The 15334-nt window shown below is 28.9% G+C and carries 13 protein-coding genes; 10 read left to right on the top strand and 3 right to left on the bottom strand.

Features of this window, described 5'->3' with window-relative positions; all coding sequences use genetic code 11:
• Positions 1-96 precede the first annotated feature (96 nt).
• The 3 genes from WAO56_RS05965 (at position 97) to pepD (ending at position 3602) form a co-directional block, all read left to right on the top strand.
• A complete protein-coding gene (locus WAO56_RS05965; protein WP_422143358.1) occupies positions 97-687 on the top strand; it encodes a helix-turn-helix domain-containing protein in 591 nt (196 codons plus the stop codon).
• A gap of 217 nt (positions 688-904) precedes the next feature.
• Positions 905-2122, top strand: a complete 1218-nt coding sequence (gene pepT, locus WAO56_RS05960) for a peptidase T (RefSeq protein WP_422143387.1) — start codon at positions 905-907, stop codon at positions 2120-2122.
• Between the two features lie 31 nt (positions 2123-2153).
• Complete coding sequence (pepD, locus tag WAO56_RS05955) at positions 2154-3602, top strand: beta-Ala-His dipeptidase (RefSeq protein ID WP_422143359.1); 1449 nt, start codon at positions 2154-2156, stop codon at positions 3600-3602.
• Positions 3603-3635: 33 nt separating this feature from the next.
• On the opposite strand, the gene WAO56_RS05950 is transcribed toward pepD, so the two are convergent.
• Positions 3636-4376 (bottom strand): TraX family protein, encoded by a 741-nt coding sequence (locus WAO56_RS05950; RefSeq protein ID WP_422143360.1) that lies wholly within the window; start codon positions 4374-4376, stop codon positions 3636-3638.
• Between the two features lie 189 nt (positions 4377-4565).
• Between WAO56_RS05950 and WAO56_RS05945 the strand changes: the two genes are divergently transcribed.
• Positions 4566-6581 carry a M13 family metallopeptidase gene (locus tag WAO56_RS05945; protein ID WP_422143361.1) on the top strand — a complete coding sequence of 672 codons (2016 nt, stop codon included), beginning with the start codon at positions 4566-4568 and terminating at the stop codon, positions 6579-6581.
• Between the two features lie 132 nt (positions 6582-6713).
• Here WAO56_RS05945 and WAO56_RS05940 read toward each other — a convergent pair whose 3' ends face one another.
• Both WAO56_RS05940 and WAO56_RS05935 read right to left on the bottom strand, forming a co-directional pair.
• Positions 6714-7055, bottom strand: coding sequence for a hypothetical protein (locus WAO56_RS05940; RefSeq protein ID WP_422143362.1), 342 nt, complete (start codon positions 7053-7055; stop codon positions 6714-6716).
• A gap of 22 nt (positions 7056-7077) precedes the next feature.
• Positions 7078-8733, bottom strand: coding sequence for a MutS-related protein (locus tag WAO56_RS05935; protein WP_422143363.1), 1656 nt, complete (start codon positions 8731-8733; stop codon positions 7078-7080).
• A 198-nt stretch (positions 8734-8931) separates the two neighbouring features.
• Here WAO56_RS05935 and WAO56_RS05930 point away from each other — a divergent pair, with 198 nt between their 5' ends.
• The 6 genes from WAO56_RS05930 to WAO56_RS05905 all read left to right on the top strand — a co-directional run bounded on the left by WAO56_RS05930 (position 8932) and on the right by WAO56_RS05905 (position 15061).
• Positions 8932-10479, top strand: coding sequence for an ABC-F family ATP-binding cassette domain-containing protein (locus tag WAO56_RS05930; RefSeq protein ID WP_422143364.1), 1548 nt, complete (start codon positions 8932-8934; stop codon positions 10477-10479).
• A gap of 17 nt (positions 10480-10496) precedes the next feature.
• Entirely contained in the window at positions 10497-11621 is a 1125-nt protein-coding gene (locus WAO56_RS05925) for an alpha/beta fold hydrolase (protein WP_422143365.1), read from the top strand.
• Positions 11599-12051, top strand: coding sequence for a GNAT family N-acetyltransferase (locus WAO56_RS05920; RefSeq protein WP_422143366.1), 453 nt, complete (start codon positions 11599-11601; stop codon positions 12049-12051). The genes WAO56_RS05925 and WAO56_RS05920 overlap by 23 nt, the downstream gene beginning before the upstream one ends.
• 124 nt (positions 12052-12175) lie before the next feature.
• Complete coding sequence (locus WAO56_RS05915) at positions 12176-12535, top strand: BlaI/MecI/CopY family transcriptional regulator (protein ID WP_422143367.1); 360 nt, start codon at positions 12176-12178, stop codon at positions 12533-12535.
• Between the two features lie 2 nt (positions 12536-12537).
• Positions 12538-14598 (top strand): M56 family metallopeptidase, encoded by a 2061-nt coding sequence (locus WAO56_RS05910; protein WP_422143368.1) that lies wholly within the window; start codon positions 12538-12540, stop codon positions 14596-14598.
• Between the two features lie 7 nt (positions 14599-14605).
• Positions 14606-15061: a GNAT family N-acetyltransferase gene (locus tag WAO56_RS05905; protein WP_422143369.1), complete on the top strand. Its 456-nt coding sequence runs from the start codon at positions 14606-14608 to the stop codon at positions 15059-15061.
• Positions 15062-15334: the final 273 nt, after the last annotated feature.

Genomic DNA, 15334 nt, shown 5'->3' with positions numbered 1-15334 from the left:
AATTTATATTTACAGGATAAGATATAAAGCTTTATTTGTTCATTAAAAAGAGTTAAAATATAGTAAAGGGATATGTTATTTTGGAGGCATTATACTATGGACTGTGCTAAAATTGGTGAGTTAATTTACAACTTAAGAAAAGAACAGGGATTGACTCAAAAAAACATTGCAGACAAATTGAATATTAGTAATAAAACCGTATCGAAATGGGAAAGAGGATTAGGCTGTCCTGATATTGCCCTTTGGAATGATCTTTCGGAAATATTAAATATAGATATTTCTCAAATGATGACTGGTGAAATTAGTTTAAATAAAGAGGATATTGGAAAATTATCCAGAATTCGTTTTTATACATGTCCAAATTGTAAAAATATTTTAACTAGTACAGGAGTAGCTACAATATTTTGTTGTGGAAGAAAACTGGACCCACTTATTCCTAAGAAAAATGAATTTGTTAAGGTGAAAATTAACATTTCAGATATTGAGTACTATATTACAACAGATCATGAGATGAATAGACAAGCCTATATATTATTTGCAGCCTATGTAAAAAATGACAATGTTTTTATTAGAAGAATGTATCCGGAACAGAGTCCTAATTTTAGAATTCCCTATACATCAGGAGGAAAATTATATATTTATAGCACAAAATTTGGATTTTTAAATATAGACAATGGATTTAATTAAATATAAATTTTAACCCTGGTAAATTTTACTAGGGTTTTTTTATGCTATTAAAAAATTATTAATAATATTTATTAAAATATTGGGTAGTAAAATAATTGGGAAAGAATAAAGATAAAGAACAAATACATATATGAATACTAAATATAGTGCTATACTAAATTTAGGAGCAATAATGATTATAAATTTTTAAATTGCAAAAGGAGGGATAGTAGTGGATATAATTGAAAGATTTAAAAACTATGTAAAAATTGAAACAACATCAGATGCTAACAGTACAACAGTACCAAGTACTAAAACTCAACTGGACTTTGCTAAAAAATTAGCTGAGGAGCTAAGGGAAATTGGATTAGTGGATATTGTTCAAGATAAAAAGGGATATGTTTATGGAAAGCTTGAAGGAAATATTGAAAAACATATACCTACTGTTGGATTTATAGCTCATATGGACACATCTTCGGATTTTATTGGAAAAGATGTAAATCCTCAACAATTTGTCTATACCGGTGGAGATATTAAATTAAATGATAATTGTGTAATGACTGTTAAGGAGTTTCCATTTTTAAAGGATTTAGAAGGGCAGGAATTAATTACTACAGATGGAACAACGCTTTTAGGAGCAGACAATAAGGCAGGAATTGCAATAATAATAGATGCAATGAAGTATTTGAAGGAACACCCTGAAATTAAACATGGACATATTCAAGTTGGTTTTACTCCAGATGAAGAAATAGGACGAGGAGCAGACCATTTTGATGTACATGGCTTTAATGCAGATTTTGCCTATACAGTAGACGGTGGTCCAATTGGGGAGTTAGAGTTTGAAAACTTTAATGCAGCTACTGCAAAAATAAAAATTAGGGGACAAAGTGTTCATCCTGGTACAGCAAAAAATATTATGGTTAATTCCCTTTTAATTGCCATGGAATTGGAAAACATGCTTCCTAAAAATGAAAAGCCTGAATATACAGAAGGTTATGAAGGATTTTTCCTTTTAAAGGATATGCAAGGCAATGTTGAATATACAGAAATGGAATATATAATAAGGGATCATTCTATGGAAAAATTCGAGAAAAAGAAAAGTTTACTTGAAAATATAGTGGAATTTTTAAATGAGAAATATGGTAATATAATCGAATTGGAATTAGATGACAGCTATTATAACATGAGGGAGAAAATAGAGCCTCATATGGAAATAATAGACCTAGCTGAAATGTCTATGAAACAGTTGGGAATAGAACCTAATATAAAGGCAATACGTGGTGGAACAGATGGTGCTAGACTTTCCTACATGGGACTGCCAACACCAAATTTATTTACCGGAGGTTATAATTTCCATGGTAAATTTGAATTAATTCCAACAGAGTCAATGAGAAAGGCTTCACAGCTACTAGTTAAAATAGCTGAAAATATGGTAACAGAAGATATTATAGGATAACTGAAAAGTTATCCTTATTTTAGGAGGATATATGGGAAAATTAACAGGATTAAAACCGGAAAGAGTATTTTATTATTTTGAGGAATTAACAAAAATTCCAAGATGTAGTTATAATGAAAAAGCCGTAAGTGATTATTTAAAATCCCTAGGAGAAAAATTAGGCTTGGAAACTATTCAAGACGAAAGTTTAAATATAATAATGAAAAAACCTGCAACAAAGGGATATGAAAATTCTGTAGGAATAGTAATTCAAAGTCATATGGATATGGTTTGTGAAAAAGAAGAAGGTTCAAATCATAACTTTACATGTGACCCCTTGGAAATATTTGTTGAAGGTGATTTAATAAAGGCAAATAAAACTACCCTAGGTGGCGATGACGGTATAGGTGTAGCAATGGGGCTGGCATTAATGGAAGACAATGAACTAGAGCATCCTAAAATGGAACTAGTTGTTACAGTAGAAGAAGAAGTTAAAATGACCGGTGCCTTTAATTTGTCGAATAAAGTACTAGAAGGACGAAAATTAATTAATATTGACTCTGATGAAGAGGGAATACTTACTATGGGTTCTGCCGGTGGTGAAGCAATAGATATAAAACTACCTTTAAATTTTGAAGAGGTAGAAAATTCTACTAATTATGAAGTTAATATTTCCGGTTTACTTGGAGGTCATTCAGGTATGGAAATTGGAAATGGCAAGGGGAATGCCATTAGAATACTAAGTGAAGTTTTAGAGGAAATATTTAAAATTACTGAATTTAAAATAGTAAGCATTTCCGGTGGAACTAAGGACAATGCAATACCAAGAGATGCAGTTGGAATTATTTCCATAGCTACTAGTAGTGAGAATAAGCTATTGGAAAATTTAGAAAATATTAAGAAAATAGTTAAGGAGAACAATAAAAAAATTGAAGGAGATTTAAATATTAGTATAGAAAAGGTTAATAAATCTTCAAAGGCAATGTCTAAAAAGAATACAGAAGATATTTTACACCTACTAAAAAATATTCACATTGGACCTTTTACCATGATTCCAGGAAATGAAACAATTGTAGAAAGTTCTTCAAATTTAGCCCTTGTAAGAACAGAAGAAGAAATATTTTCTATTAGGGTTTCTGAAAGAAGTTCGTCTCCTAAATCTATGGAAAAACTAAGAAATACTATTATTGAAGTTGTAGAAAAAACAGATGCCAAACTAACAACAGGAGATAACTATCCTGCATGGGAGTATAAGCCTGTATCACAGTTAAGGGAAACAGCAGTTAGGGTATATAAGGAATTATTTAATAAGGATTTAGTCACAACTGTAATACATGCCGGTCTTGAATGTGGAATATTAAATGAAAAATATCCTGACATGGATATAATTTCAGTAGGACCAAATATGAGATTTATTCATACACCTGATGAAGAATTATCTATTTCTTCAACAGAAAGGGTTTATAAATTTGTAAGAAGATTAATAGAGGAATCTAAGTAAAAGAGGGGAACACCCCTCTTTTTTACTATAAGTCTAAACTATTTTTGAAGCTATAATTCCTATTATCCATAAGTGTAGCGGATAAAAAACATAGAAAAAATATTTTGTAAATTTTGTATTTTTTCCCCTTTTTCCATTATAGAGATGAAAAAATGGAATGCCGGCAGCAAAAAACAAGAGGTCTGAAAAATTGCCTATAGTAATTAGGATTTCTCTTGTATTTCCCTTAGCTATTATATTTGCATCTAAGAAAGAAAAAATCATTAAAACTACAAAAATAGCTGTTATTATTAGGCATATTAAGTTTCGTTTTAAAGGATTATTTCTATTAACATAAATAATTAACATAAGGATTACAATCATGTATCCGCCTTCGGTAAACATTCCTAGAAGAATTGTTCCAAATATTAGTAAAATCCCTAAGAAAGAATTGTCCTTATAAAAGACTTCTTCTAAAAAATAAAGGGCTGTTACTCCTAAGGCTAGAGATAAAAATATACTGTTATAAACAAAAAACTCCGGTTTTTTTATAATAAGATTGTTAATTATCATATTTCCAAGGAACATAATAATCCCTGCTAAATATAATCTTTTAATATATTTTTCCCGTTTTTTAGTATGTATAAAAGCTTCAACTGACAGGAAAGCAAATACAGCAGCAACAGGTCTACTTATAAAATGAAAAAATGCTTGCCACTCTAGAGGAATAAAATAACCAATATGGTCTAATACCATAAGAAATGCCATTAAGAACTTTAAACTTGTACCTGTCATATAACAAACCCTTTCCAAATATTTATCTAATTTAATTACATTATAATTTTAGCATATATGGCAATTATATTTATAGTTTACTTTTTAATTTTAGCAGGAAAATAATTAATATAGTCTGTTATTTATTTTATATAAAAGACATATTATGATAAAATTAAGGCATAATAATAGAGTTTTAGGAGGAATTTAGTGAAGAAAAAGTTATATAAAATACTATCGTTACTGCTTGTAGTATCAATATTTTTTACAGCATGTAACAAAAAAGAAAATAATGTAGAAACACAAAGCAATGAATTAGGGGAAAAACCAAGATTAGAAGACGATTTTTATGAATATGTAAACTATGATTGGTTAAAGGATAATGAAATTCCAGAAGATAAAATTTCATTAGGCTATATGGAACAAATTCAAGAAAATATAGATGTAGGCCTAAAGGAGGAGTTAGACAATCTAGTAAAGGCGGAAAACATTGAAGATCCTGTAAAAAATGAAATGATTAAACTTTATAAAATGTTACTGGACTTTGATAATATAGATAAACTAGGAACTAAGCCTATTGAGCCATATTTAAAGGAAATTGAAGAAATACAAACAGTAGAGGACTTAAACAACTCCTTAATAAAATGGGAAAATGATCTAAGTATACAATCTACACTTGTGGAATTTTCCATAGGTACCGACACAAAAGATGTAACTAAAAAAAGCCTATCTTTAGGATTTGCCTCATCTATACTGCCGGACAAAAGCCTTTATGAAGAAGGAAATGAACAAGGTGAAAAGATTTTAGAGCTATACAAGGAGTCAATGAGTAAGGCTTTAACAAAATTTGGTTTAGCTGAAAAAGATGCAGAAAAGAAAGTTGAAAATATGTTAGCAGTAGATAGAAGAATTGCTGAATATGAGCTAACATCGGAAGAATATAGTGATGATGAAAAATCATACAACTTAGTTTCTAAGGAGGATTTAAAAAGCAAGTATAAAAGCTCCTTGGATTTAGTTAGAATAATGGAAGAAACAATGCTTGTTGCAAGAGATGCAGTAGAGGTAACGGATATAAACATATTAAGTAATTTAGACAAGGTTTTTGATTCGGAAAAACTGGAAGAAACTAAGGATTGGATTTATGTTTCTACAATATTTTCCAAAGGGTATATACTATCTAACGATATTAGAGAAATAATTGTAGAGTTTGAAAGTGCTGTATCAGGAACAGTTCCGAAGGAAAATGAAAGGGAAGAATTTGCCTTTAAAACCATAAATGACATATTCGGTTTTTCCTTAGGGGAAATTTATGTAGAAAAGAATTTTAGTCAGGAAGCTAAGGAAGATGTAGAACAAATTACTAAGAATATAGTTGCAAAATATAAGGAGAGATTAGAAAACAACGACTGGTTAGGTGAAGAAACTAAAAAAGAAACCTTGAAGAAATTAGATTCAATGGCAATAAAAATTGGTTATCCTGAAAAATTACCGGAATACTATTCCTTATATAAAATAGACGAAAACAAAGATCTTGTAGAAAATATAGCTTCCTTAAGAAAAATAGAAAAGGAATATACAATATCAAAAATAGATGAACCTGTAGACAGAAGTGAATGGGAAATGAAGCCACAAGAACTAAACGCTTACTATAGTCCTTCAACTAATGACATAAACTTCCCAGCAGGAATACTACAAGAGCCTTTCTATAGCTTGAACCAAACTTCAAGTGAAAACTACGGCGGTATTGGAGTTGTTATTGGCCATGAAATGTCCCATGCCTTCGATACAAATGGTTCCCTATATGATGAAGTTGGTAATATGAGAAACTGGTGGACTGAAAAGGATCATGAAGAGTTCCAAAAAAGAGCAGACAAGGTTATAGAGTCCTTTGATGGAGTGGACTTTATGGGTGAAAAGGTTAATGGTAAATTAACCGTATCGGAAAATATAGCTGACTTAAGTGGCATAGCTGTTTCCTTAGAGGTGGCTAAATCAGAAGAAGATTTTAAGGCTAAAGAATATTTTGAAAACTATGCTAAAATTTGGGCAAATAAAACCCGTCCGGAATTAATAAGTATACAATTAACTACAGATGTACACGCCCCAGGTAAAATAAGAGTTAATAATCAAGTAGTAAACTTTGATGAATTTTTCGAAGCCTACAATATTAAAAAGGGCGATAAAATGTGGAGAGAAAAAGAAGATAGATTAAGTATTTGGTAAACAAAAAATCCGTTGGTAACAACGGATTTTTGTCTTTTAAATAAAGAAAATAAAGTAAATTCAACCTTTACTATAATTTTTTCCTACTTGATTTTATATACTGTAACTATATCTAGTATGTTGAAAATATTATTATTCATTAGTGTTTTTAAGGCGTATCTTTATTAAAAAGAAGAAAGATATGAAAATTAAAAATTTAATTCCAAAATAGTAGAAACTTCCCTTTGCTAAATTTTTATTATCATAATACTTTTGTACAGGCCAATAGCTAAATATATTTACTCCCATATAGAAAGAAAGAAGTGTTTTTAAAATTGTGTTAATTGGCAAGTACCAAATAACTACAGTGAAAATGGCAGTAAGAAAAACTGAAAACCCAATATTTAATAGCCAAGGTAACCAATGGGGTTTTTCAATATCTTGCCATAGCCAATATTTTAAAATATTTTTATCAGTTGTATAAAGACTTTTCATATAAACCTCCTAAAATTATTAATTACCAAGTTTTCGTTTCTAAGTATTTATTTACCCTGTTATTAGATTCTTCAATAATATTTTTATCATAACCGATTTTTTCTAAGAGGTTTATTGCATTTCTAGTTATTACAGCACCATTTTTTAGCTTATAATCAAAATTTAGGTCCCCATTGGATTTGTTTTCTGAAAAATGATAATTTGTATAATTCCTAGAAAGTATTTCAGAAAGTTCAATATCGTGAGTAGCAATTAATTTAAAGGAATTGTTAGCAGCAATTTTTTCCAAAATAGTTGCAGATGCAGCAATTCTTTCAATAGTGTTTGTACCTCTTAAAATTTCATCAATTAGGCAAATACAGTATTTGTTTTCAATAGTATCCAATATTCTCTTTAAGGAGATAATTTCCTTCATAAAGTAACTGTTACCTTCAAGAACATCATCTTTTATAGCCATAGAGGATATAATAAATATTGGCTTATAGGTAAATTCCCTTGCACAAATAGTTCCTATTGTTTGAGCAAGTAATAAATTTACTCCTATGGCCTTTATAAAAGTTGACTTACCTGAGGCATTTGAACCGGTTATAACAATGTTCTTTTCTAAATCTAAGGAATTGGCAACGGCATTTTCAACAAGGGGATGGTAAATGTCCTTAAATGCTATTTTTTCTTCATTTACAATATTTCCTTTACAAATATAAGGAAGGGTTAATTCGAAATTTGCTGTTGATATAGCTACTTCAATTTCGCAAATAGCCTTAATAATTTCCCTAAACTCATTATTATATTTTTCTATATCCTTAGAAATTGAGCCTGTTACTAAAACCCCGGAAAGAAAGATTATATTTACAAATTTCAGTAAAGTTTCTTCTAAGGTTACAGCATTTGATTCTAAGGTGTTATAATAATTCCTGTATTTTTTAAATCTCTTAAAAGAATTAGTATATTTATTTAAATAGTCGTTTAAATTCTTACTATTTAATTTCTTTAAATTATTATAAACAGATAGGATTTTAATAAAATATTTACAATATTCAGAAATTTCCTGTATCATTTGGCTATTTTTAATATAAATACTAATATTGGTTATTATGGAAATAAGTAAAAGTATTAAAAATACTAGGTTTTGCAAAAAAAGAAAAAGTATTACAAACACCAAGGGTAAAATTGAAAACAAATAGTAAATCTTATTTTCTAAAAAATCACTTTTAAAATCCTTGTAGTAAAAATCGGCAAAAGTTGGTAGGTAGAGTCTACCTAGCCGATTAAATTCATACATTACTCTAGCAGACAGGTCCTTGTTGTTTTTAAATATCTCCTTAAGTTTTTGCCTATTTTCAAATATTTCTTTACTTGGTTTAGTATTATGTAACTCCATGTAGAGATATTCTTTCCCTATGGAAGAACGACAAATATTTATTTTCTTATAGATATCATCTAAATCTAAATCATTCCAGGTAATATTATCAATAAAATCTTCATTATGTTCAAATTTTTGGGAAATTTTTAAAAATTCAGCTATATCTTCAAGGGAATAGTCTGTGTTAGTAGGATTTTTCCCCCAGTTATTTAAATAGAATTTAATTAATCTTCTTTTATTTACCTGCATACTAATATAAACCAGTATGGATAAAACTGCTAAACCTATTACTATATATAGTAAAGTTTTGTTCATAACAACCTCCAATTTAAAACTAAATATAGAATAGCATATAAACTAATTAAATTTTAGTGAAAATTAGTTAATAAAATATTTTTTAGTATTTATATTGGAAAATATTTTTTAATATTAAGAATGTCTAATATATTTATTTTAATTTCATTGTTGAAAGCCTTAAGCTATGATAAAATTTCATAACTAGGGGGTTTTTTTGTGAGTATTTTAACTGTTAAGAATTTAAGCCACAGCTATGGTGGTAGAGATATATTAAAAAATGTAAATTTTATTTTAAACAAGGGAGAACATGTTGGTCTTGTTGGACCAAATGGAGAAGGTAAAAGCTCTTTTATGAATATTGTTACAGGTAAACTTATACCTGATGATGGTGAAATAGAATGGGCTAAAAGAGTAAGAATAGGATATTTGGACCAACATGCTTCATTGGATATGGATAAAACCGTTAGGTATGTTTTACAGGATGCCTTTTCATATCTTTATGATATTGAAAAGGAAATAAATGAATCCTATGAAAAAATGGCTAGGGTTTCTGAAGAAGAAGTTAATAAATTATTAGAAGAAGTTGGAGAATTACAAGAGATTTTAGAACAACAGGATTTTTATTTAATTGATTCTAAGGTAGAGGAAATAGCTAATGGAATGGGCATAGATAAAATAGGTTTAGACAAAACTATTTCTGAACTTTCAGGAGGACAAAGGTCCAAGGTCTTACTAGCTAAATTATTGTTGGAAAAACCGGATATTTTAATGTTAGATGAGCCGACAAACTATTTAGACGAAGAGCATATTGAATGGCTTAGACGTTATTTACAAAATTATGAAAATGCCTTTTTATTAATTTCCCATGATATTGCTTTTTTAAATTCTGTAATTAATTTAATCTACCATGTGGAAAATATGGAGTTAAACAGATATGTTGGCGATTATGATGAATTTGAAAGACTAAGGGAAATAAAAAAGAAACAATTAGAAGCTGCCTATAAAAAACAGCAACAGGAAATTGCCGACTTAGAGGATTTTGTTGCAAGGAATAAGGCTAGGGTAGCAACTAGAAATATGGCTATGTCCAGACAGAAAAAACTGGATAAAATGGAAAAAATAGAACTTGTAAAAGATAAGGTAAAACCGGTATTTAACTTTTTGGAATATTCAGCAACAGGCAAGGTTATTTTTGAAACGGATAATTTAGTAATTGGTTATAACAAACCCTTAACAAAGCCTTTAAATTTAAGAATGGAAAGAGGCAATAGAATAGCCATTGTTGGAGAAAATGGACTTGGCAAGACAACTTTAATAAAAACTATTTTAGGAATGGTAGAACCTTTAGAGGGAACAGTAGAATTAGGACAAAATTTGAAAATTGGGTATTTTAAACAGGAAGAGGATTTTGGTAACGAAAATACCTGTATAGAGGAAATGTGGGAAGAATTTCCTTCATGGGAACAATTTGCTGTAAGGGCAGCCTTGGCGAAATCTGGCCTAATGACAAAACATATAGAGTCTAAAATACATGTACTAAGTGGTGGAGAGCAGGCGAAAGTAAGACTTACTAAAATATTAAATAAGGAAACGAATATTTTAGTTCTTGATGAGCCGACAAATCATTTAGATATAGATGCAAAAGAAGAATTAAAAAGAGCCTTAAAAGAATATAGGGGTGGAATATTTTTAGTTTCCCATGAAAAAGAATTTTATGAGGAAATAGCAACGGAAATATGGAATATGGAAGACTTTAGAGCTTAAGAGAAAAAGGAGTAAAAATGAAATTATTATTTATAATTATAGCTATTTTAATATTGATAATATCTTTTATTTTACTCCTTAAAGGTGAAGGGAAAGCTGTTAAATTATTAAATGAAAATAGCAAACCCTATGAAAATGGAATTTCTACCAGGGAGAAAGTTTTACTAAATGGAGTAGAGCAATATATTTTTATAGTTGGGAAAAATATAAATAATCCTATACTTTTATTTTTACATGGAGGTCCAGGATTTCCAGAATTGCCCTTGGCATGTAATAAAGGAACGGACAAACAGCTGGAGGATAAATTTACAGTTTGTTATTGGGAACAAAGAGGAGCAGGACTTAGCTATACATCTAAAGAGGATATAAAGAATTTAACAGTAGAAGAAATAGTAGATAATGGAATAGAATTAAGCGATTATTTAAGAAAAAGATTTAATCAAGAAAAAATATACCTTATGGGTCATTCATGGGGAACATTTTTAGGAATAAAAATATTGTGGAAAAAACCGGAATATTTTAAAGCTTATTTTGGAATAGGGCAAATATCGGATCAAACCTTGTCAGAAAGTATAGGCTATGTAAAATTACTAGAAAGTGCAGAAAAAAAGAAAAATAATATTGTCTTGAAAAGACTAAGAAAAATTAATATAAATGCCTTAAATTTTTTAGACATAGGGTATTTGGAACTTATGTATAAAAGATGGTTAAATAAGGGAAATATTGGTATTCAGGACAATCAATTTAGATACATTTTAAAAGTAGTAAAGGATAGAATACTCTTTAGTGGCTATTCTTTCTTAGATACTTTTAAATATATTAAAGGAATGTATTATTCCTCTAAATATATACTGCCACTTATTTATGATGAGAATTTAATGCAGAAGTATTATGAGTTTGAAATGCCAATGTATTTTTTTCATGGCATATACGATAATTTAGTTTCCTATGAACTAGCCTACGACTACTATGAGAAAATAAAAGCACCTAGAAAAGATTTTTTTACATTTTACTTGTCAGAGCATTCGCCACAGGTTGAAGAAGCTGAAAGATTTACAAATAAAATTTTTTCTCTGTTAGATAAATTAGAAAATAATGTAGAAGATATTAGGGATAAGAATGAAGAAAAATATAGTAATTAGGGAATATAAAAAAGAAGATTTAAATACTATTATGGATATTTGGCTAAATTCAAATTTAGATGCCCATAATTTTATAGAAGAAGAGTATTGGAAGAAGAATTTCCAGTATGTAAAAGACATACTTCCAAAGGCCAATATAAGAGTGGCTATATTAGAAGATAAAATAGTTGGTTTTATTGGCATAGTGGATTCCTATATAGCAGGAATTTTTATTAGTAGGGAGTACAGAAGCTTAGGAATTGGAAAGTTACTTTTAAAAGCAGCTAAGGAAAACTATAGCAGGCTTTCACTAGATGTATACAGGAAAAATAAAAGAGCCTACGAATTTTATTTAAATAATGGATTTATTGTAAAAGAAGAAAAAAACGACAAAGAAAATAAGGAAATTGAATATTTTATGGTATATGAGAAAAATCATAGAAGGCATTAAAACATTTTGTTTTAGTGCTTTTTTTGTAAAATTGTAAGGATTTTGTAATTTGACAAAGTGGTCTAATGATGTTAGACTAAAACCAAGAAACAAGTCTAATGCTTGTAGACTAAAGGAGGTAAATATGGCAGACTACAAATTAGGTTTAATGGAAATGAAATTTGCTGAATTAATTTGGCAACATGAACCAATTGCATCAGGGGAATTAGTTAAATTATGTAAGAGGGAATTTGAATGGAAAAAATCTACAACCTATACAATGTTAAAGCGCTTAATAGAAAAGGAAATCTTCCAAAACAATAACAGCCAAGTCACTTCTTTAATAAGTTTAGAGGAATTTAAGGCTAGACAAAGTGAAGAATTTATAGAAGAGGAATTTGAAGGCTCCTTACCAAAATTTTTAACAGCCTTTACTTCGAAAAATAAATTAACAGAAAAAGAAATTGAAGAACTACAAAAATTAATTGATGAAAATAGGAGTTAGTTATGAATATACAAGAAATATTCTTAGAAATATTAAATATGTCCTTTGTGGCATCTTTTATAATAGGAGTTGTAATTTTAGCAAGACTCTTATTAAAAAGATTTCCAAAAATATTTTCCTATATTTTATGGCTTCCGGTGTTAGTAAGACTCTTAATTCCATTTTCAATAGAAGGGCTATTTTCCTTAATACCGGTAAATAAGAGACCTATTCCAAGTAATATAGTTTATAATAGCTCAGCAAGAATAAATACAGGCATAAATATAGTAGACAGGACCGTAAACAATCCAGTTAAAAATACAATAAAGGAAGTTCCTACAGCTCTTGTAGAAAACCCAATAGATTACAGACAAATAATAATCTATGTCCTTATAGGAATTTGGATTGCCGGAATGGCTTTTATGCTAATAAAAGCTATAATATCAGCTATAAAACTAAAGAAGAAATTAGTTGGTTCAATAAAATTAAGGGAAAATATTTATTTATCCGATTATATTAACACAGCCTTTGTAGTTGGGATAAGAAGACCGAAAATCTACCTACCATCCTATATTGAAAATAAGGAATATATTATTTTACATGAACAGGTACATATAAAAAGACGGGATAATATAATAAAAATTCTAGCCTATATTGCCCTTTCCATTCATTGGTTTAACCCCTTAGTTTGGTTGGCCTTTGTTTTATCAACAAATGATATGGAATTATCCTGTGATGAAAAAGTTATGAGAAATATGAACAAGGAAATAAAAGCAGACTATGCCCAGTCATTATTAAATATATCCACAGGAAGAAGAAAGATTAGTGGAATATCCATTAACTTTGGAGAAGAGGATGTTAAAGAAAGGGTGAAAAATATTATGAAACATAAGAAAGCTAGGAAATGGAAAATAATATTAGCATCGGTCCTTTCCTTAGTAGTGTTAGTTGGTTGTTTTGGGAATAATGGGAAAAGTTATATTTCAAATATTAAAGATAAAGACCTTGAAGAATTTGATTATTTACCAAATATTGTCTATGGAGATGACAAACAAGTAATATTTTATGATATTGGAACAGGTGTTGTATTTTATGATTTAAAAGACTCTAAAGTTACAAATAGAATAGAGTATGATGAGTTGGTTAAGACCTATAAGGATAAAGAAACAGTAGGAATAGAAGGGGTTTCTAAAGATTTTAAAAAAATATATAGCTTTGCTTATAATGATATATTAGAAACTTCATATTATGAATATGATATTTCTAAAGGTACTACTAAAGAACGTAAAGAAGGAGGACTTGATTTACCGGATTTTAATAGCGACGATGATTATGTATTTAGATTTTCAGAAGATGGTAAAAGAAGAAAATATAAGGATATAGAATTATTGGTTTATAATGGTGATGAAAAAACAAAATATAAAGTATTTGGTAAGCCTTCAGATACAAAAACATATGAAGATATTGAAAATGAAATATTAGGTAAAAAAATTTCAAAGGATATAAATAATGTAGATATAGAAAAAGATAGTATATGGTTATTTGGCTCTCCTAATTTATTATATGGAGATAAGGAAAAAGCTATTATAACAGGTTATTTTGGTTTAGTGGTTTATGATTTAAATAATTCAAAAGAAAGTAAAATTATACCTTTAGAAACAATAGAGGATATAGTTCCTCAGAAACCTAATTTTACAATTGTCAAAGTGTCAAAAGATGGAAATAGAGTTTACTTTGGAAAGGAAATGAATTTAGAAGAAGGACAAAGATATCTTTTGGCAGAAGATGAGATGAGTAAGTATGGGGAATTTACCCATGTATATAATGTAGTAGAAGATAAGTTAGAAAAAATTTCAACTCAACCAAAGAGTTTTTTTGAAAGTAGAACATATTATTCAGAAGAACAAATAAAAATAATGGATGAAATTGCTATGAATTCGTCTGGAGGAGTAGTTGAACTAGATGATTCGTTTATGTTTTTAGGTGGAAAATATCTAAATCCAGGAAATGAAGATGCAACGCTGGAAATAGTAATTCATAACTATAAAACTGGAGAAAATAAAGTATATAAGATTTTTGAATAGGTGATATATGAGAATAATAAATGTTAGAAAAGAGCCAAAATATAAGGAACTTGCCATAAAATATTTTCAGGATAAATGGGCAAGTGAAGAAAGTTTAATGGTTTATGATGACAGTATAAATAGGAGTATAAAAACAAAAAATCCCTTGCCCGTATGGTACTTACTAGAGGATAAGGGGGAAATTATAGGCTCTTGTGGCCTAGTAACAAATGATTTTATTTCCTGTATGGATTTATACCCTTGGTTTGTTGCCCTTTATATTGAAGAAAATAAAAGAGGTAAAGCTTTAGGTAGGTTATTAATAGATGAGTGTATAAAGGAAACGAAAGAAATAGGCTTTACTTCCCTCTATCTTTCAACTGACCATATAGGCTATTATGAAAAATATGGTTTTAAATATATTGGAGATGGTTATCATCCTTGGGGAGAAAGTTCAAGGGTATATGAATATAAAATTAAATAAGAAAAAGACGTTTATTGCATATCTGAAGTGACCTAGATAGTGGGAATAAATAAAAAAGCACCTTGTGTTGAAATTTATTGTAAAAGAAGAAAAAATCGACAAAAAAAATAAGGAAATTGAATATTTTATGGTATATGAGAAAAATCATAGAAGGCATTAAAACATTTTGTTTTAGTGCTTTTTTGTAAAATTGTAAGGATTTTGTAATTTGACAAAGTGGTCTATTATGATAGACTAGAATTAAGAAATAGATTTATTCTTATAGACCAAGGA

Origin of the sequence: Miniphocaeibacter sp. (assembly GCF_049276255.1) — a bacterium.
In the GTDB taxonomy this organism is placed as follows: Bacteria; Bacillota; Clostridia; order Tissierellales; family Peptoniphilaceae; genus Miniphocaeibacter.
This window is presented reverse-complemented; position numbering and strand designations above follow the sequence as displayed.

Bases quoted from the DNA above. Each gene is read 5' to 3' on its own strand.
- WAO56_RS05965 (WP_422143358.1), top strand. From the start codon at position 97: ATGGACTGTGCTAAAATTGGTGAGTTAATTTACAACTTAAGAAAAGAA.
- pepD (WP_422143359.1), top strand. From the start codon at position 2,154: ATGGGAAAATTAACAGGATTAAAACCGGAAAGAGTATTTTATTATTTT.
- WAO56_RS05950 (WP_422143360.1), bottom strand. From the start codon at position 4,376: ATGACAGGTACAAGTTTAAAGTTCTTAATGGCATTTCTTATGGTATTA.
- WAO56_RS05940 (WP_422143362.1), bottom strand. From the start codon at position 7,055: ATGAAAAGTCTTTATACAACTGATAAAAATATTTTAAAATATTGGCTA.
- WAO56_RS05935 (WP_422143363.1), bottom strand. From the start codon at position 8,733: ATGAACAAAACTTTACTATATATAGTAATAGGTTTAGCAGTTTTATCC.
- WAO56_RS05925 (WP_422143365.1), top strand. From the start codon at position 10,497: ATGAAATTATTATTTATAATTATAGCTATTTTAATATTGATAATATCT.
- WAO56_RS05920 (WP_422143366.1), top strand. From the start codon at position 11,599: ATGAAGAAAAATATAGTAATTAGGGAATATAAAAAAGAAGATTTAAAT.
- WAO56_RS05915 (WP_422143367.1), top strand. From the start codon at position 12,176: ATGGCAGACTACAAATTAGGTTTAATGGAAATGAAATTTGCTGAATTA.
- WAO56_RS05910 (WP_422143368.1), top strand. From the start codon at position 12,538: ATGAATATACAAGAAATATTCTTAGAAATATTAAATATGTCCTTTGTG.
- WAO56_RS05905 (WP_422143369.1), top strand. From the start codon at position 14,606: ATGAGAATAATAAATGTTAGAAAAGAGCCAAAATATAAGGAACTTGCC.